The following is an 18,057-nucleotide window of genomic DNA, read 5'->3' as shown; positions in this document are numbered from 1 at the left end:
CCTACGAGAAGACCGGGCGGGTTCTGGCTCCCGGCACAAACGCCGACCATCGTACCCAGCCGCTAGCGTGGCGAGCGGTCGGGCGCCCGGCCGTCCAGACGTGACATCGACCCCTCACCGGCGGGAGCCACCGCATGTCCACCCGATTCCCGGACGACAGCCCCACGACTGCCCCGACCACCACGGTCCCGCACGAGCCCGTCGCCGCGGCGCACGAGGACCCGGTCGTCGCCGCGCCCCCGGCGCCACGGGTCGCGCACCGGGCGAGCACCGACCTCGCCCTCGTGGCCACCTTCGCGGCCTTCGTCGCGGCGTGCGCGCTCGTGCCCCCGATCCCCACGGGGTCGGGGGTCCCCATCACGCTCCAGACGTTCGGCGTCGTCACGGCCGGTCTCGTGCTCGGGGCACGCCGCGGGTTCCTCGCTGTCGCCCTCTACCTCGCCGTCGGCCTGGCCGGTGCGCCCGTCTTCGCCGGCATGACCGGCGGGCTCGGTGTGCTGGGCGGTCCGTCCGTGGGCTACCTCCTCGCCTTCCCGTTCGCCGCCGCGGTCGCCGGGTGGCTCGGTGGCTACGCGCTCCGCGCCCGTCCCCGGTGGCGCTACCTGCTGCTCGTCGCCGCCGGCCTCGGGTCGTCGTTCCTCGTCACGCACCCGGCGGGGATCCTCGGCCTCATGGCGCGGCTCGGCATCGGGCCGGGCGAGGCGCTCGCGATCGACGTCGTCTACTGGCCCGGCGACGTCGCGAAGAACCTGCTCGCCGCCGCCGTGACGCTCGCCGTGCTGCGCGCCTTCCCCGACCTGCGTCGACGCTGAGCGGCACGGCGCGCACGTGATCGAGCTCGACGCGGCCGAGGTCACCGCGTGGTCACCGGACCCCGCCGGTGGCCCGGACCGCGTCGTGCGCCTGCTCGGGCCGGTGTCGCTGCGGCTGACCGAGCGGCACGTCGCCGTCGTCGGCGCCAACGGCTCGGGGAAGTCGACGCTCGCGCGGCTCCTCAACGGGCTCGTCCTGCCCTCGGCAGGGCAGGTGCGCGTCGACGGCCTCGACACCGCGACGGACGGCCCGGCGGTGCGGCGGCGTGTGGGGTTCGTCTTCACCGACCCCGACGCGCAGATCGTCATGCCGACGCCCGTCGAGGACGTCGCGCTCTCGCTGCGCCGCACCGTTCCCGACGCCCGCGAGCGCGAGGCCCGGGCCCTCGACGTGCTCACGCGCTTCGGGCTCGGCGCCCGCGCCCACGTCTCGGTGCACGCGCTGTCCGGCGGTCAGCGGCAGCTCCTGGCACTGGCCGCCGTGCTCGCCACCGACCCGGCCGTGCTCGTGTGCGACGAGCCGACGACGCTGCTCGACCTGCGGTGGCGCACGCACGTCGACGCACTGCTCGCGTCGCTCGACCAGCAGGTCGTGGTCGTCACGCACGATCTGGAGGCCGCGGCACGGGCCGAGCGCGTGCTCGTCGTCGACGGCGGGCAGGTGGTCGCCGACGACGCGCCCGGGCCGGCGCTCGCGCGCTACCGCGCGCTCATGGCGGCGGAGCCGGCCGTCGCACCGACGGGTGCGGCATGACGTCGCGGCGCCCGACCCCGGGACGCCCGCTGCGCCCGCCGTGGGCGGGGCCCCTCGGTCTGCACCACCCCGGCCACAGCCTCGTGCACCGGGCATCCGCCGGCGCCAAGCTGCTGCTGCTCGCCGCGACGGGCGTCGCCGTCGTGCTGCCCACGGGACCGGTGGTCGCGGCCGCGGGCCTCGGGCTCGTCGTGGTGCTCACCGCCGCGGCGGGCGTGCCGGGGCACCGCACGAGCCGTGGCCTGCTGCCCGTGCTGCTGACCGCGGCGCTCGTCGGCACCTACCAGACATGGGCACGCGGCGCGGCGCTCGGCGTCGAGACCGCGCTCGACCTGCTCACGCTCGTGCTCGCCGGTGCCCTGGTGACGGCGACGACGCGCGCGGACGACCTCATGGCGGTGGTCCAGCGCGCCGCGCGCCCGCTGCGCCACGTGGGCCTGCCGCCGGAGACCGTGGCGCTGGCCGTCGGCCTCTTCCTGCGCGGCGTCCCCGTGCTCGTGCACGTCATGGACGAGGCGCGCGACGCGGCCCGGGCCCGCGGGCTGGACCGTTCCCCGCGTGCCGTCGTCGTCCCTGCGGCTGTCCGCATGGTGGGGCACGCCCGCACGACGGGCGACGCGCTCGCCGCCAGAGGGCTGGGCGACTGATCGTCCGAGCCTGCGGGTGACCTGGACGTCCGACCGACCCGGGTGGCCGCAGCGCGTCCGCGTCACGTCACCGGGCGCGCGCGACGCCGCCGGCCGCACTACGGTGTGCCCGTGACGTTCAGCGAGGGTGGCAGCTTCGAGGGTGGCCGGGTCCGCAGGCACGGGCGCGGCGGCGGCGCCGTCGCCGGCGGCGGGGTCGTCGGTCTGATCGTGCTGGCGATCTACCTGTTCACGGGCCAGGACCTGTCGGGCGTGGTCGGCGGTGGGCAGCAGGGCGGGAGCGCCCCCGTCGGCGAGGTCGGCGAGTGCACGGTCGAGCAGGCCAACGCCGACCCGCTGTGCCGGTACTCCGCGACGCTCCAGGCGCTCGACGCGTACTGGGAGGCGACCCTCCCCGCGGACGTCGCGTTCGCACCGCCGGTCGGCAACGAGTTCGAGGGTGGCGTCGGCACCGGCTGCGGCCAGGCCTCGGCATCGACGGGGCCGTTCTACTGCCCTCCCGACCAGGGCATCTACCTCGACGTCTCGTTCTTCGCGCTGCTGCAGCAGCAGTTCGGCGCGCAGGGCGGCCCGCTCGCCGAGATGTACATCTACGCGCACGAGTACGGGCACCACATCCAGAACCTCACCGGTGTGTTCGACGCCGCGGACCGCAGCGGCGGCGGGGCCGAGTCCGACTCGGTGCGCGTCGAGCTGCAGGCCGACTGCTACGCGGGCATGTGGGTGGGGGACGCCGCGACCCGCGAGGACCCGGACCGACCCGGCACGACGTTCCTGCAGCCGCCCACGGCCGAGGAGCTCGCCCAGGCGCTCGACGCCGCAGCCTCGGTCGGCGACGACCACATCCAGCAGCAGTCCGGCGGCGGCGTGAACCCCGACACGTGGACCCACGGCTCGAGCGAGCAGCGCCAGAAGTGGTTCACCATCGGCTACGAGCAGGGCAGCCTCGCGGCCTGCGACACCTTCGCCGCGTCGGACCTCTGAGGTCGGACGCGCGCACGCCCTCCCACTGCGTGGTGGGAGGGCGTGAGCGCCAGGACGGCGCAGGTCAGATGTTGAACCCCAGCGCGCGCATCTGCTCGCGGCCGTCGGGCGTGATCTTCTCCGGGCCCCACGGCGGCATCCACACCCAGTTGATGCGGAAGCCGTCGACGAGGCCGTCGAGCGCCTGACCGGTCTGGTCCTCGATGACGTCCGTCAGCGGGCACGCCGCCGACGTGAGGGTCATGTCGATGATCGCGGTGCTGGTCTGGTCGATGACGACGCCGTACACCAGGCCGAGGTCGACGACGTTGATGCCGAGCTCGGGGTCGATGACGTCACGCATCGCCTCCTCGATGTCGGCGACCGTCGGCAGGCCGGCGGGGCCGGACGGGGCGGGGGTGAGTGGTTCGGTGGTCATGCGTCCTCCGTCGTACGGGCTCCGGACAGGATGAGGGCGTCGTTGAGGGCGACCCAGCCGAGCTGGGCGCACTTGACGCGGGCGGCGTAGCGCCCGACGCCGGTGAAGGCCGCGGCGTCGCCGAGCAGCTCCTCTGCCTCGTCGCCGAGGCCTGCGCCCTGGGACTGCATGAGGTCGCGGAACGTCGCGGCGAGGTGCTCGACCGTCGGCAGGTCCTGCCCGGTCACCAGGTCGTGCAGCACGGAGGTCGAGGCCTGCGAGATCGAGCAGCCCTGCCCCTCCCACGCGACCGACCGCAGCACCGGCACGTCGCCCGACGTGTCGACGTCGACGTGCAACGTCACCTCGTCGCCGCAGGTCGGGTTGACCTGGTGCGACGTCGCGGCGCACGTGCCGTGGTCGGCGGTGGCGACGCCCACGGCGCTCGCGCCCGCGGGCAGGCCCCGGCCGTGCGGGAACTTCGCGTGGTCGAGGATGACCTGCTGGTACAGCTGCTCCATGGCCGAGCTCATGCGGTCCTCCCCGTGGTTGTCGTGTCGTCCAGTCCGAAGAACGCGCGGACCCCCGCGAGCGCTTCCCGGAACGCCGCGACGTCCTCGTCGGTCGTGTAGACACCGGCCGACGCCCGCGCGGTGGCGGCCACGCCGAAGCGGCGGTGCAGCGGCTGCGCGCAGTGGTGCCCCACCCGCACGGCGACGCCCGCGTCGTCGAGCACCTGCCCCACGTCGTGCGCGTGCACACCGTCCACGACGAACGACACGGCCGCGAGCCGGTCCACGGCCCGGGTCGGGCCGACGACCCGGACGCCGGGGACGGACGCGACGGCGTCGAGCAGCAACCGTGCGAGGTGCTGCTCGTGCGCGGCCACGGCCGGCATGCCGAGCTCCGAGAGGTACTGCGCGGCGGCGCCCAGCGCGACGGCCTGCGACACCATCTGCGTGCCGGCCTCGAAGCGCTGCGGGGGCGGGGCGTACGTCGTGGCGTCCATGGTGACGACCTCGACCATCGACCCGCCGGTGGTGACGGGCGGCATCGCCTCGAGCAGCTCGCGCCGCCCGTACAGCGCGCCCACACCTGTGGGGCCGTACATCTTGTGACCCGAGAACGCGGCGAAGTCCACGCCGAGAGCGTGCAGGTCGACGGGCAGGTGCGGCACCGACTGGCACGCGTCGAGCACGGTGAGCGCGCCGACCTCGCGAGCCCGCGCGACGAACGCTTCGACCGGCGTGATCGCGCCGGTGACGTTCGACGCGTGCGTGAACGCGAGCACGCGCGTGCGCTCGGTGACGACGGTCGCGAGCTCGTCGGTGCGGATCCGCCCCTCGTCGTCGACCCCGAGCCAGCGCAGCCTCGCGCCCGTGCGAGCGGCGAGCTCCTGCCACGGCACGAGGTTCGCGTGGTGCTCGGCCTCGGTGACGACGATCTCGTCCCCCGGCGCCAACGCGAGACGGCGCGCCGCCTCTCCCCCGCGCCCCAGGGTCGCGTTGGACATCGCGTACGCGACGACGTTGATCGCCGCGGTCGCGTTCGACGTCCACACGATCTCACCGGGCGACGCGCCCACGAACGCGGCGACGCGCGCGCGGGCGTCCTCGAACGCCTCGGTGGCCTCCTCGGCCAGCTGGTGCGCGCCGCGGTGCACGGCCGCGTTCCGGCGGACGTAGAAGTCCTGCTCGGCGTCGAGGACGACCTCGGGCTTCTGCGACGTCGCACCGCTGTCGAGGTACACGAGGCGGCGGCCGTCGCGCAGCGTGCGCTCGAGCAGCGGGAAGTCGGCACGCACGGCGGTGAGCTCCGCGGCCGACAGGGTCGGCGACGCGCCGTCGGCCGGGGCGAGCGGCTCGAGGGTGCTGGTCATGGGTCCTCCGGGCGGACGGGATGCGGCCGGCGGTGCGCCGGTGAGGCGCGGCGGTCGTCCAGTGACGAGGGGGTGCGACGGCCGCCGGGTCACCCCGGCGGCCGTCGCGACGGGCTCAGACCGCGGCCGAGAGGAAGCGGTCGTAGCCCTCGTTCTCGAGGCGCTCGGCGAGCTCGGGGCCCCCCTCCTCGGCGATGCGGCCGTCGACGAAGACGTGCACGAAGTCCGGCGTGATGTAGCGCAGGATCCGCGTGTAGTGCGTGATGAGCAGCACGCCGACGTCGCCGCCGGCCTTGACGCGGTTGACGCCCTCGGACACCACGCGCAGCGCGTCGACGTCGAGGCCCGAGTCGGTCTCGTCGAGGATCGCGAAGCGCGGCTTGAGGAGCTCCATCTGCAGGATCTCGTGGCGCTTCTTCTCGCCGCCGGAGAAGCCCTCGTTGACGGAGCGCTCGGCGAACGAGGCGTCCATGCGCAGGTCGTCCATCGCGGTGCGGACGTCCTTGACCCACGAGCGCAGCGGCGGCGCCTCACCGGCGATGGCCGTCTTGGCGGTACGCAGGAAGTTCGACACGGACACGCCGGGAACCTCGACGGGGTACTGCATCGCGAGGAACATGCCTGCGCGGGCGCGCTCGTCGACGCTCATCTCGAGGACGTCCTCACCGTCGAGCAGGACGGTGCCGGACGTGATCTCGTACTTGGGGTGCCCGGCCAGCGAGTACGCCAGCGTGGACTTGCCGGACCCGTTCGGGCCCATGATGGCGTGGGTCTCACCGCTGTTCACGGTGAGGTCGACGCCGCGCAGGATGGGCTTGGGGCCCTCCTTGGTCTCGACGCTGACGTGCAGGTCGCGGATCTCCAGGGTGGACATCGGGGGTACTCCTCGGGTGGTCAGAGCGGGGCGTCGACGTCGACGAGCACACGCTCGCCGTCGACGGTCACGGGGTAGACGGGGACGGGCGTGATCGCGGGCGGCGACAGCGGCTTGCCGGTGCGCAGGTCGAAGCGCGACCCGTGCAGCCAGCACTCGACGGTGCAGCCCTCGACCTCGCCGTCGGACAGGGAGACGGCGCCGTGCGAGCAGACGTCGCTGATCGCGTGCCACTCGCCGGACTCGTCACGGACGATCGCGACCTCGACGGGTCCCCTCTCGCCCTCGAGCTCGACGCGCAGCGTGCCGGCGACGGGCACGTCCGCGGTCATGCAGGCCAGCTGGGCGCTCATGCCGTGGTCGCGCCCGCGTCGCTGCCCTCGACCTGCGGCGCGACGCCGGTGATCTCGGACATCGACTTCTCGAGCTCGGCCTCGATCGAGGCGATGAGCCGCTCCTCGACCTCGGGCACGCCGATCTCGTGGAGGAGCTCGGCGAAGAAGCCGCGCACGACGAGCCGGCGGGCGTCGGTCTCCGGGATGCCGCGCGAGCGCAGGTAGAACAGCTGCTCGTCGTCGAACCGCCCGGTGGCGCTGGCGTGGCCGGCGCCCTCGATGACGCCCGTCTCGATCTCGAGGTTCGGCACCGAGTCCGCGCGCGCACCGTCCGTGAGGACGAGGTTGCGGTTGAGCTCGTAGGTGTCGGTGCCCTCGGCGGCCGCGCGGATGAGCACGTCGCCGACCCACACCGTGTGCGCGCCCTGGCCCTGCAGCGCGCCCTTGTACGTCACGCGTGACACGCAGTTCGGCACGGCGTGGTCGACGAACAGCCGGTGCTCCTGGTGCTGGTCGGCGTCCGCGAAGTACAGGCCGAGCGCCGTGACCGAGGCCCCCTCACCGACGAACTCGGTGTCGGGGGTGACGCGCACGACGTCGCCGCCGAGCGTCACGACGATGTGCTTGACGGTCGCGTCGCGGCCGATCCGCAGACGGTGGCTCGCGGCGTGCACCGAGCCGGAGGCCCAGTCCTGGACGGACACGACCGTGAGGTGCGCGCCGTCCTCCGCGACGACCTCGACCGTCTCGGTGAGGTTGGCGTGGCCGACGTGGTCGATGACGACGACGCCCTGCGACAGCGGCTCGGCGTGCACGAGCAGGTGCGCGGCGGTGGGCTCGAGCGGCGCGCCGGCCAGGCCTGCACCCTCGACGCCCTCGACGACCACCGAGGTGACCTTGGACGACACCGACTCGCGCGGCAGCGTCACCACGGTCGCCCGCTCGAAGGACGCCCACGCGACGGCGGCCGCGCGGTCCCCCGGCCGGCCGGCGGTACCCAGACGCGCGTCGTCGCGGTCGACGATCTCGACCCGGACCTCGGGCGACTCCACGACGGTCGTCAGGACGCCGCCCATGGGAAGCACGCCGTCGCTCGCCGCGGCGAACAGACCCGCGAACCGGTCCACCGGGGCGAAGCGCCACTCCTCCTCGCGCCCGGTGGGCACGGGGAAGTCGGCGACGTCGAAGCTCGTCGGGCGCGCGGCACGCGACGCCTCCGGTACGACGCCGCCGTGCGTGTGCGCGCCGTCCGCGACCGCGCGCGAGTGGTCCGTCGAGAGGCCCGTCGTGGGGACCTGCTCGTTCGTGGTGGTCGTCATCAGCCGACGGCCCCTTCCATCTGCAGCTCGATGAGGCGGTTGAGCTCGAGCGCGTACTCCATGGGCAGCTCGCGCGCGATGGGCTCGACGAACCCGCGCACGATCATCGCCATGGCCTCGGTCTCGGTCATGCCCCGGGACATCAGGTAGAACAGCTGGTCCTCGCTGACGCGGGACACCGTGGCCTCGTGACCCATCGACACGTCGTCCTCGCGGACGTCGACGTAGGGGTAGGTGTCCGAGCGCGAGATCTGGTCGACGAGCAGCGCGTCGCACAGCACGTTGGACGCCGAGTGCTCGGCCCCCTCGAGGATCTGCACGAGCCCGCGGTACGACGTGCGGCCACCGCCGCGCGCGACCGACTTGGAGACGATCGACGACGACGTGTGCGGCGCGGCGTGCACCATCTTGGAGCCCGCGTCCTGGTGCTGGCCCTCGCCGGCGAACGCGATCGACAGCGTCTCGCCGCGCGCGTGCTCACCCATGAGGTAGATCGCGGGGTACTTCATGGTGACCTTGGAGCCGATGTTGCCGTCGACCCACTCCATCGTCGCGCCCTCGGCGGCGGTCGCCCGCTTGGTCACGAGGTTGTAGACGTTGTTCGACCAGTTCTGGATCGTCGTGTACCGCACGCGTGCGTTCTTCTTGACGATGATCTCGACGACCGCGGAGTGCAGCGAGTCCGACTGGTAGATCGGCGCGGTGCAGCCCTCGACGTAGTGCACGTACGAGCCCTCGTCGGCGATGATCAGCGTCCGCTCGAACTGGCCCATGTTCTCGGTGTTGATGCGGAAGTAGGCCTGCAGCGGGATCTCGACGTGCACGCCCGGCGGCACGTACACGAACGACCCGCCGGACCACACCGCGGTGTTGAGCGAGGCGAACTTGTTGTCCCCGGGCGGGATGACCGAGCCGAAGTACTGCTCGAAGATCTCCGGGTGCTCGCGCAGCGCGGTGTCGGTGTCGAGGAAGATGACGCCCTGCTCCTCGAGCGACTCCTGGATCTGGTGGTACACGACCTCGGACTCGTACTGCGCGGCGACGCCCGCGACGAGGCGCTGCTTCTCCGCCTCCGGGATGCCGAGCCGGTCGTACGTGTTCTTGATGTCCTCGGGCAGGTCCTCCCAGCTGGTGGCCTGCTTCTCCGTGGACCGCACGAAGTACTTGATGTTGTCGAAGTCGATGCCCGACAGGTCCGCGCCCCACCAGGGCATGGGCTTCTTGTCGAACAGCCGCAGCGCCTTGAGGCGCATCTTCAGCATCCACTCGGGCTCGTTCTTCAGCCGCGAGATGTCGCGCACGACGTCCTCGGACAGGCCGCGGCGCGCGGAGGCACCGGCGACGTCGGGGTCGTGCCAGCCGAACGTGTAGTTACCGATCGAGGCGATGGCCTCGTCCTGGCTCAGCGGCTCCGTGGCCGCCGGCCGGGTGGCCGTGTCGTCCGTGGGTGCGCTCATCGTGTCGGTCCTTCCGTCGAGTGCACGGGGGCGGGTGGGGGCGTGGTCGGGGTGGCGGGTCTCGCCGGGGGGTGGACGGGGTCGTCGGGTGGTCCGGCGCCGCGGGGGGCCGCCACCCGGAGCGGGACGGTGGGGACGCTCGTGGTGCAGACGTGACCCCCGGCGGTCAGCGTCGACAGCCGCTGGACGTGCACGCCCAGCAGCCGCCCGAACGCGCGGGTCTCGGCCTCGCAGAGCTGCGGGAACTGCGCGGCGACCTCCTGCACGGGGCAGTGCCCCTGGCACAGCTGCAGGAGCGCGCCGCCGGGCACGGGACGGACGGAGGCCGCGTAGCCGTCGCGCGCGAGCGCGCCGGCGAGAGCCTCGGCGCGCGCGGCGACGTCCGTGCCGGCGTCGGCGACCGCGTCGGCGTGCCGCTGCTCGAGCTCCCGCACGCGGTGCTCGGCGAAGGCCTCGACGGCCTGCGGACCGGCAGCCTGCGCGAGGAAGCTCAGCGCGTCCGCAGCGATCTCCGCGTAGCGGTGCGACAGCGCGGCCTGGCCCTGCGCGGTGACGACGTAGCGCCGTGCGGGCCGCCCGCGGCCACGGGCCCCCGCGCCGGTGCGGTGCACGGCCACCTGGTCGGCCTGCTCCAGCGCCTGGAGGTGCCGGCGGACACCGGCCGCGGTGAGGTCGAGCGCGGCGGCGAGGTCGGCCGCGCTGACGGGACCGTCGGCCGCGACGATCTGCAGGATGCGGCGCCGCGTCGAGGCGTCGTGGTCGGCCACGGTGCCCGGGGCGAGGTCGGCGACGGGCAGGAGATCTCCCACGCGCACCTCCTCCGGGGCAGGGCACGGACCTGTGACGGCGGTCCGGCGGCGACGAGCGCGGGGCCGCGCTCGATATCGGCAACATCCTTGTTGCCGAAATCCATCCCCGCAAGCAAGGCAGACCTTCGTGGCGGCGTGCGCCACCGACCCGTGCCGTACGTCACACGGGCGCGGACGCCTCCCACAGCCGGCTCTCGACCGACTGCCCCTCCGCCCGGTCGAGCGCTGCACCCGCGCGTGCCCGCGCGGCCTCGAGCGCGATCCGGCTCGACTCGACCTGGTCGCCCGGTGCCCCGTCGCGCGTCCGCCGCTCGAGGGCTGACGCGAACAGCCGGACCGCCTCGGTGCACCGGCCGGTGTCGTAGCGCACCTTGCCCTGCCCCTGATCGGCGAAGGCGAGCACCGCCGAGCAGTCCCGCCGTGTCGCGTCGTCGACGTCGGCGCGCTGCTCCACCGCGAGCGCCGCCCGGCGTACCGCGTCGACCACCAGGTCCGCCGCATCGAACCGCCGCCGCCAGTGCAGCACCTGCGCGAGCCGCAGCAGGGGTCGCCACGTGGCCGACGGCACGTCCGGCGCGCCCGACCGCGGCACGCCCTCGAGCGACGCCGGGCCACCGTGCCGCACCACGTCGGTCCACGCGAGCCGCTCGGCGGACGCGAGGGCCCCGAGGATGCGCAGCCACACGACCCGCTCACCGTCGCCCGCCGGCCCTCGACGCTCGAGCTGCTCGACGTGCTCCCAGATGGCCGCGACGTCCTGCGGGACCTCGCGGAGCGTCGTCGTGTCGATGCGGTACGTGACCACTACGGGGCCTCCCGGCGTGCTCGGACGCAACGGGACGATCCGGACGCGCCCCTGGCGCGTACGTTAGGGGCCCTCACGACCGCGTCGTGCTCGGTGTCCACCACCAGGACACGGGCGGGTGACGCGGCGGCCCCGCGACGGCGCCCGTCACGACGGCCTAGACTCGCGCCCCGTGCCGCACTCCCCCGCCGTCGAGGTCCACGGCCTCGTCAAGAGGTACGACGGCCGCGCGGTCGTCGACGGCCTCGACCTCACCGCGGCCGCCGGTGCGGTCACCGCCGTGCTCGGCCCCAACGGCGCCGGGAAGACGACGACGGTCGAGTGCTGCGAGGGGCTGCGTGCCCCCGACGCTGGCACCGTGCGCGTCCTCGGCCTGGACCCCGTCGCCGACGGCCGCGCACTGCGCCCGCTGGTCGGCGTCATGCTGCAGGACGGCGGCCTTCCGACGGGCGTGCGGGCACGGGAGATGCTCGACCACGTCGCGCGCATGTACGCCACGCCGCTGCCCACCGACGAGCTCGCCGCGCGGCTCGGTCTCGACGCCTTCGCACGCACCACCGTGCGCCGGCTCTCGGGTGGCCAGCGCCAGCGCCTCGCGCTGGCGGTGGCGGTCGTGGGGCGTCCGCGGGTCGTGTTCCTCGACGAGCCGAGCGCCGGCATGGACCCGCAGTCGCGCCTGGCCGTCTGGGAGCTCGTGCGCGAGCTGCGGGACGACGGCGCGGCCGTGGTGCTGACCACGCACCTCATGGAGGAGGCCGAGGACCTCGCGGACCTGGTCGTCGTCGTCGACCACGGCACCGTGATCGCGCGGGGCTCCGTGCCCGAGCTGCTCGCAGCCGACGTCGACCCGCGCGGCGCGGCGACCCTCGTGGTGCAGGCCGACGCCGACGTCGACCCGGGCGGCCTGGCCGCGCACCTCGGGGCGGCGTTCACGGTCGAGCGGCGCTCCGGCTCGACGCTCACCGTCACCGGCCCGGTGGTGCCGGCCACGGTGGCGGCAGTGACGGGGTGGGCAGCCGCCCGTGACGTGCTCGTCACGCGGCTCGACCTGGGACGCCGCACGCTCGAGGACGTCTTCCTCGACCTCACCGGACGGAGCCTGCGATGAGCGCGCCCCACGTCACCGCGTCCTCACGTGCCGACGGCCCCACCGCGGCACCGCCCGTGCGCCGCGTGCTGGCGCAGACGGTCTTCGAGGCGCGCATGATCCTGCGCAACGGCGAGCAGGTGCTCGTCGCCGTCGTCATCCCCGTCCTCGCGCTCGTGGGCCTCGTCCAGACCAGCTTCGTCACCGTCGACACCGGCGGCCTGTCACGCGCCGACTTCCTCACCCCGGGCGTCCTCGCGCTCGCCGTGATGACGGCGTCGTTCACGTCGCAGGCGATCGCCACGGCGTTCGACCGGCGCAACGGCGTGCTGCGGCTCCTGGCCACCACACCGCTGGGACGCGGCGGTCTGCTCGCCGGCAAGGTGCTCGGCGTGCTCGCGGTGGAGGTCGTGCAGGTCGTGCTCATCGGGAGCACGGCGCTCCTCCTCGGGTGGCGACCGGTGCTCGACGGGCTGCTGCCCGCGCTCCTCGGCGTGGTCCTGGGCACCGCAGCGTTCACGGCGCTCGCGCTCCTCGTGGCGGGCACGCTGCGAGCCGAGGCCGTGCTCGCGCTCGCCAACCTCCTGCTGCTCGTGCTCGCGCTGGGCGGCGGCGTCATCCTGCCCGCCGACCGGCTGCCCGGTCCGCTGGCCTCGCTCGCCGCCTGGTCACCGTCCGGGGCGCTGGGCGACGTGCTGCGCGGCGCGCTGGTCGACGGCGCGCTTCCGCTCGTGCCGGCGCTGGTGCTCGCGGGCTGGACAGCGGTCCTCGGCGCGCTCGCGGCGCGGCTCTTCCGCTGGCACTGACGTACGCCACACCGTCGCGGGGCCCGGGCGCCACGCGTGTCGACCTACCCTGGTCCCGTGACCGGCACAGCCCACACGCATCCCTCGTCGCCCTCCGTCCTCCAGCGGCTGCGCCCGCGGTGGACCGATCGCGCGCTCGTCGCGAACCTCGTGGCGCAGATCGGCATCGTCGTCACCGGCGGGGCCGTGCGGCTCACCGGCTCGGGGCTCGGGTGCTCGCAGTGGCCGTCGTGCGAGCCGGGCCAGTTCACGCCCGAGTTCCACGCCGAGATGACGATCCACCCGCTCATCGAGTTCGGGAACCGCACGCTCACCGGCGTCCTGCTCGTGCTGGCGCTCGCCGTGGCACTGCTCGCGGGCCTCGACCGCTCACGGTCCGTCGCGTTCCGCCGTCTCGCGTGGGTGCCGCTCCTCGGCGTGCTCGTCCAGGCGGTCGTCGGTGGCATCACGGTGCTCGTCGACCTGCACCCGGCCATCGTCGGGTCGCACTTCCTCATCTCTGCGGCGCTCATCGCGGTGTCCGCGTGGCTGCTGGTCCGGCGACGGGAAGGTGACGGCCCGGCCGTCCCGGTCGTCGACGAGCGGCTCCGGACGCTGGGCCGTGGTCTGGCCGTGCTCGCCGCGGTGGTCGTGGCACTCGGTGTCGTCGTGACGGGCGCAGGCCCGCACTCCGGCGACGACGAGGTCGGCTACCGGTTCGCGGTCGACCCCTACGCGGTGGCACGGGTCCACGCGCTGTCGGTGTGGGCCTTCGTCGTCACCCTGGGCGTGATGCTCCTGCTCCTCGCCCGCGCGCGCCGGGAGGTTGCCGCGACCCCCACGTACGAGCGCCCCGACGGTACGAGCCAGCCGGTACGCGGCACCGCGCCCGTCGTGACGACGGCCGTGGCGACCGGCTCGTCGCGTGCCGTGCGGTCGGGGATCGTCCTCCTGGTCGTCACACTTGCACAGGGGCTCGTGGGGTACGTCCAGCTCTTCACCGGGCTCCCGATCGCGCTCGTCAACCTGCACATGCTCGGAGCAGGGCTGCTCGTCGCCGCGACCGCCACCTTCCTCGGCACGCTGCGCCGCCGCGTGGTCTGACGGCCTCGACGCGGGGCCGTGACCGGCCCCGCGTCCGCCGCGTCAGGCGGGCGTCACCTCGGTGAGCCCCGACCACCCCGCGAGCCGCGCGTTCGCAGCCGCGAGGACGCCCACCACGGTCGTCGGGCAGTGCAGGCGCCCCGCGACGACTCCCTCGACGGCGTCGTCGAGCGGCACCCACACGGGCACGATGTCGGCCTCCTCCTCGCCGCGCACGTAGCGGTCCGCCTCGGGCACGGGCGTCAGGTCCCGCGCGAGGAAGACCGTGATGCGCTCGTCGGAGCCGCCGGGCGAGCTGAAGTACTCCGCGAGCCGCCACCACCGCCCCGCGACGAGGTCGGCCTCCTCGGCGAGCTCGCGGGCCGCGGCCGTGACGAGGTCCTCGTCCGCCACGTCGAGCAGGCCCGCCGGCGGCTCCCACAGGACGTGACGCACGGGGTGCCGGTACTGCGACAGCAGCAGCACACGGTCCTCGTCGTCGAGCGCGATCACCGCGACGGCACCGGGGTGGTCGACGTACTCGCGCACGACGTCGCCGTCGTCGAGGCGCACCGTGTCGGACACCAGGTCCCACACGCGTCCGGCGTGCAGCAGGCGGTGGTCGACGACGTCACGCTCGCGCGGGACGTCGACGAGCACGTCGTCGCCGCTCATGCGGTGCGCGCCGCGAGCGCCGCGCCGACCAGGCCGGCGAACAGGGGGTGCGCACGGGTCGGGCGCGACTTGAACTCGGGGTGCGCCTGCGTCGCGACGTAGTACGGGTGCACGTCGCGCGGCAGCTCGACGAACTCCACGAGCGACCGCTCGGGCTGCACGCCGGAGATCACGAGACCGGCCGTCTCGAGCTCGTCGCGGTAGGCGTTGTTCACCTCGTAGCGGTGCCGGTGACGCTCGGACACGCGCTCGGTGCCGTAGGCCTCGGCGACGACCGAACCGGGCGTGAGCACGGCGTCGTACGCGCCCAGACGCATGGTGCCGCCGAGGTCACCCTCGCCGTCGACGATGGCCAGCTGCTCCTCCATGGTCGCGATGACCGGGTGCGGCGAGTCCGGGTCGAACTCCGACGAGGACGCGCCCTCGAGCCCGGCGACGTTGCGCGCGTACTCGATGACCATGCACTGGAGCCCCAGGCACAGGCCCAGCGTGGGGACCTTCCGCTCGCGCGCCCAGCGCAGCGCACCGAGCTTGCCCTCGATGCCACGCACGCCGAAGCCGCCGGGCACGAGCACCGCGTCCACCCCGCCGAGCGCCTCCTGCGCGCCCTCGGGCGTGCGGCAGTCGTCGGACGGCACCCAGCGGATCGTCACCTTGGCGTCGTGGTGGAAGCCGCCGGCGCGCAGTGCCTCCGTGACCGACAGGTACGCGTCGGGCAGGTCGATGTACTTGCCGACGAGCGCGATCTCGAGGTGGTGCGCGGGCTGGTGCACACGCGTCAGCAGCGCGTCCCAGCCGCTCCACTCGACGTCGCGGAACGGCAGACCGAGGCGCTGCACGACGTAGGCGTCGAGGCCCTCGGAGTGCAGCACGCGCGGGATGTCGTAGATGCTCGGCGCGTCCTTCGCGATCGCGACGGAGTCGACGTCGACGTCGCAGAACAGCGCGATCTTGCGCTTGATCGACTCGGGCACCTCACGGTCGGCGCGCAGCACGATCGCGTCGGGCTGGATGCCGATGCTGCGCAGCGCGGCCACGGAGTGCTGCGTGGGCTTGGTCTTCAGCTCGCCCGACGGGCCGATGTACGGCAGCAGGGACACGTGGAGGAAGAACACGTTGTCGCGGCCGAGGTCGTGGCGCACCTGGCGCGCGGCCTCGAGGAACGGCTGGGACTCGATGTCGCCGACGGTGCCGCCGATCTCCGTGATGATCACGTCGACGTCGTCCGAGGCCTGCGAGCGCATGCGCTCCTTGATCTCGTCCGTGATGTGCGGGATCACCTGCACGGTGTCGCCGAGGTACTCGCCGCGCCGCTCCTTGGCGATGACGTGCGAGTACACCTGGCCCGTGGTGACGTTGGCGGAGCCGACGAGGTCGACGTCGAGGAAGCGCTCGTAGTGACCGACGTCGAGGTCGGTCTCGGCGCCGTCCTCGGTGACGAACACCTCACCGTGCTGGAACGGGTTCATCGTCCCGGGGTCGACGTTGAGGTACGGGTCGAGCTTCTGCATCGTGACCCGCAGACCGCGCGAGCGGAGGAGGCGGCCGAGGCTGCTGGCCGTCAGACCCTTGCCCAGAGAGGAGGCGACGCCTCCCGTGACGAAGATGTGCCGGGTCAGGGAGTCCGACCGCCCGGAGAGTCGATGTACGCGATCCATCACGGGCTTCCACCCTACCGGACGTCCGGACCGCCCGGGCCGGGCGCGGACGTGTCGCGGCGCGTCTCACCCGCCCGTGGGCGTGTCAGCGTGTGGGGACGTGCGCGGACTCGGCACGCAGCACGCCGACGAGCGTCGAGCGGTCGAGCAGCGCGACGAGGACGGCGACCGTCCCTCCGGCGACGACGGCGCCGCCGGCCGCCGCGGCCGCCGCGGTCGGCCAGCCGTCGCCGACGACCTCGAGGACGCCGACCGCCACGAGCCGGCCGAGCACGGCCCCCGCTCCCGCACCTGCGAGCACCACGACGAGCGTGCGGGCGAGCCCCGCGAGCGCGGGACGGCCCAGCACGCGCACGAGCGCCACGAGCGCGACGACACCGCCGAGCGTCATCCCCACCGTCGTGCCGAGTCCCAGGCGGGCGAACACGGCCGTGCCCGGAGCCACCGTGAGCACCCCGACCGGCGTGGCGACGGCCACGGCCAGCCACGCGACCGCGCTCACCGCGATCGCGGCGCGCGGCCGCTCGACCGCGTAGAGCGTGCGCGAGACGTGGAACACGACACCCAGCCCGACGACGCCTCCTGCCATCGCCGTCAGCGCCGACGTCATGCCGCCGGGATCGCTCTGGCCGGCGATGCCGGCGAACACCACCGCGAGCGCCGGTCCGCCGGCGAGCACCGCGGCCGCGCCGAGCGTGCCGACTGCCAGCACCGCACGCGTGGTGACGGCCGAGAGGTGCGCGAGGCGGACCCGGTCCCTGTCGGAGGCGTACGCGGCCACGCGTGGGAACGTCGAGGTGGCCAGCGGTACGACCAGCACCGCGTAGGGCAGCAGGTACACCTGTTGGGCGTAGAGGAACGTCGTGAACCCCTGGTCGCCGCCGGGTAGCCGGTCGTTCGCGAGCCACCACACGACGGCGACCGACACCTGCTGCGCCGCGACGGAGCCGACGCCGGCGAGCGCGAGGGCGCGGAACCGGCCCCCGCTGTCCGTGGGGAACCGGAGCGTGGGACGCAGTCGCACCCCGAGCCGCCGCACCGGACCGAGGACCGGCACGCACATCGCGAGGACACCCGCCGTGGTCCCCCACGCGAGGACGTCGAGCGCGCCTGCCGGCAGTGCGGCGGGGTCCGAGCGCTCGCCGTCCGCCATGGCGCCGTAGACGACGTAGGCGACGATGACGACGAGCGAGTTGAGCACGGGTGCGAAGGCCGGCCAGAAGAACTTCCTGTGCGACTGGAGCACGGCGTACAGCAGCACCGCGAGGCCGTAGAGGGGCACCTGCACCGAGAACACCAGCAGGAAGAACCGCACCGCGGCGACCTTCGCCGGCTCACCGTCCCCGAGCCAGCCCGCGAGCGGCCCGGCGAGCGCAGCGAGCAGCAGCCCCAGCGGGACGAGGACGAGCAGCGTCCATCCCAGGACCGCCGACGCGACCCGGGAGACCTGCTCGCGGTCCGCCGCGGCCACGGGCGCCGCGAGCAGCGGCACGACGGCCCCGGCGAGCGCTCCGCCCGCCGCCGTCTCGAACAGGATGTTGGGCAGGAGGTTCGCCGCGTTGTAGGCGTTGCTGATGTCGTCGCCGCCGACCGTGCCCGCCTGCACCAGCACGCGCGCGAACCCCAGGACGCGCGACAGCACGGTGATCGCGGCGATCATCGCGGCGGCGCCGAGCAACCCCTGCACCCCCCGGCGC

General features: G+C 74.0%; 19 protein-coding genes. 7 read left to right on the top strand and 12 right to left on the bottom strand.

Annotated features, from left to right (window positions below; translation table 11 throughout):
- The first annotated feature begins 134 nt into the window (after positions 1-134).
- The 4 genes from CFLA_RS08495 to ypfJ all read left to right on the top strand — a co-directional run bounded on the left by CFLA_RS08495 (position 135) and on the right by ypfJ (position 3,197).
- Entirely contained in the window at positions 135-812 is a 678-nt protein-coding gene (locus CFLA_RS08495) for a biotin transporter BioY (protein ID WP_013116912.1), read from the top strand.
- Between the two features lie 16 nt (positions 813-828).
- Positions 829-1,566, top strand: a complete 738-nt coding sequence (locus CFLA_RS08490; protein WP_013116911.1) for an energy-coupling factor ABC transporter ATP-binding protein — start codon at positions 829-831, stop codon at positions 1,564-1,566.
- The gene (locus CFLA_RS08485) at positions 1,563-2,213 is read left to right on the top strand and encodes an energy-coupling factor transporter transmembrane component T family protein (RefSeq protein ID WP_013116910.1); all 651 of its coding nucleotides are present in this window, start codon (positions 1,563-1,565) and stop codon (positions 2,211-2,213) included. Before CFLA_RS08490 ends, CFLA_RS08485 begins: the two co-directional genes overlap by 4 nt.
- Positions 2,214-2,324: 111 nt before the next feature.
- A complete protein-coding gene (gene ypfJ, locus CFLA_RS08480) occupies positions 2,325-3,197 on the top strand; it encodes a KPN_02809 family neutral zinc metallopeptidase (protein ID WP_013116909.1) in 873 nt (290 codons plus the stop codon).
- 64 nt (positions 3,198-3,261) lie between these two features.
- On the opposite strand, the gene CFLA_RS08475 is transcribed toward ypfJ, so the two are convergent.
- From CFLA_RS08475 to CFLA_RS08435, 9 genes are all read right to left on the bottom strand, one after another.
- Entirely contained in the window at positions 3,262-3,615 is a 354-nt protein-coding gene (locus CFLA_RS08475) for a metal-sulfur cluster assembly factor (RefSeq protein ID WP_013116908.1), read from the bottom strand.
- Positions 3,612-4,127, bottom strand: coding sequence for a Fe-S cluster assembly sulfur transfer protein SufU (gene sufU / locus CFLA_RS08470; protein WP_013116907.1), 516 nt, complete (start codon positions 4,125-4,127; stop codon positions 3,612-3,614). The genes CFLA_RS08475 and sufU overlap by 4 nt, the downstream gene beginning before the upstream one ends.
- On the bottom strand, positions 4,124-5,473 hold the full coding sequence (locus tag CFLA_RS08465) for a SufS family cysteine desulfurase (protein ID WP_013116906.1): 1,350 nt from the start codon (positions 5,471-5,473) through the stop codon (positions 4,124-4,126). The genes sufU and CFLA_RS08465 overlap by 4 nt, the downstream gene beginning before the upstream one ends.
- Positions 5,474-5,588: 115 nt before the next feature.
- Positions 5,589-6,347, bottom strand: a complete 759-nt coding sequence (sufC, locus tag CFLA_RS08460) for a Fe-S cluster assembly ATPase SufC (protein WP_013116905.1) — start codon at positions 6,345-6,347, stop codon at positions 5,589-5,591.
- Positions 6,348-6,367: 20 nt separating this feature from the next.
- Positions 6,368-6,700 (bottom strand): non-heme iron oxygenase ferredoxin subunit, encoded by a 333-nt coding sequence (locus CFLA_RS08455; RefSeq protein ID WP_013116904.1) that lies wholly within the window; start codon positions 6,698-6,700, stop codon positions 6,368-6,370.
- Entirely contained in the window at positions 6,697-8,001 is a 1,305-nt protein-coding gene (sufD, locus tag CFLA_RS08450; RefSeq protein ID WP_013116903.1) for a Fe-S cluster assembly protein SufD, read from the bottom strand. Before sufD ends, CFLA_RS08455 begins: the two co-directional genes overlap by 4 nt.
- Positions 8,001-9,458, bottom strand: a complete 1,458-nt coding sequence (sufB, locus tag CFLA_RS08445) for a Fe-S cluster assembly protein SufB (RefSeq protein ID WP_013116902.1) — start codon at positions 9,456-9,458, stop codon at positions 8,001-8,003. Before sufB ends, sufD begins: the two co-directional genes overlap by 1 nt.
- Positions 9,455-10,267: a helix-turn-helix transcriptional regulator gene (locus CFLA_RS08440; protein WP_013116901.1), complete on the bottom strand. Its 813-nt coding sequence runs from the start codon at positions 10,265-10,267 to the stop codon at positions 9,455-9,457. The genes sufB and CFLA_RS08440 overlap by 4 nt, the downstream gene beginning before the upstream one ends.
- Before the next feature lie 160 nt (positions 10,268-10,427).
- On the bottom strand, positions 10,428-11,072 hold the full coding sequence (locus CFLA_RS08435) for a hypothetical protein (protein ID WP_013116900.1): 645 nt from the start codon (positions 11,070-11,072) through the stop codon (positions 10,428-10,430).
- 172 nt (positions 11,073-11,244) lie between these two features.
- Between CFLA_RS08435 and CFLA_RS08430 the strand changes: the two genes are divergently transcribed.
- From CFLA_RS08430 to CFLA_RS08420, 3 genes are read left to right on the top strand one after another with little or no spacing between them, the layout of a single operon-like run.
- Complete coding sequence (locus CFLA_RS08430) at positions 11,245-12,180, top strand: ABC transporter ATP-binding protein (RefSeq protein ID WP_043598920.1); 936 nt, start codon at positions 11,245-11,247, stop codon at positions 12,178-12,180.
- Positions 12,177-12,965, top strand: a complete 789-nt coding sequence (locus tag CFLA_RS08425) for an ABC transporter permease (protein ID WP_013116898.1) — start codon at positions 12,177-12,179, stop codon at positions 12,963-12,965. The genes CFLA_RS08430 and CFLA_RS08425 overlap by 4 nt, the downstream gene beginning before the upstream one ends.
- A 57-nt stretch (positions 12,966-13,022) precedes the next feature.
- Complete coding sequence (locus CFLA_RS08420) at positions 13,023-14,048, top strand: COX15/CtaA family protein (protein WP_043598918.1); 1,026 nt, start codon at positions 13,023-13,025, stop codon at positions 14,046-14,048.
- A 42-nt stretch (positions 14,049-14,090) separates the two neighbouring features.
- Here CFLA_RS08420 and CFLA_RS08415 read toward each other — a convergent pair whose 3' ends face one another.
- The 3 genes from CFLA_RS08415 to murJ form a co-directional block, all read right to left on the bottom strand.
- Positions 14,091-14,702: an NUDIX domain-containing protein gene (locus CFLA_RS08415; RefSeq protein WP_013116896.1), complete on the bottom strand. Its 612-nt coding sequence runs from the start codon at positions 14,700-14,702 to the stop codon at positions 14,091-14,093.
- Positions 14,699-16,360 carry a CTP synthase gene (locus CFLA_RS08410; RefSeq protein WP_013116895.1) on the bottom strand — a complete coding sequence of 554 codons (1,662 nt, stop codon included), beginning with the start codon at positions 16,358-16,360 and terminating at the stop codon, positions 14,699-14,701. Before CFLA_RS08410 ends, CFLA_RS08415 begins: the two co-directional genes overlap by 4 nt.
- Before the next feature lie 85 nt (positions 16,361-16,445).
- Positions 16,446-18,047 carry a murein biosynthesis integral membrane protein MurJ gene (murJ, locus tag CFLA_RS08405; RefSeq protein ID WP_245530357.1) on the bottom strand — a complete coding sequence of 534 codons (1,602 nt, stop codon included), beginning with the start codon at positions 18,045-18,047 and terminating at the stop codon, positions 16,446-16,448.
- Positions 18,048-18,057: the final 10 nt, after the last annotated feature.

Origin of the sequence: Cellulomonas flavigena DSM 20109 (genome assembly GCF_000092865.1) — a bacterium.
Taxonomy (GTDB): Bacteria; Actinomycetota; Actinomycetes; order Actinomycetales; family Cellulomonadaceae; genus Cellulomonas; species Cellulomonas flavigena.
Note: the sequence above shows the minus strand (reverse complement) of the source record. Positions and strands in the feature narration are given on the sequence as shown.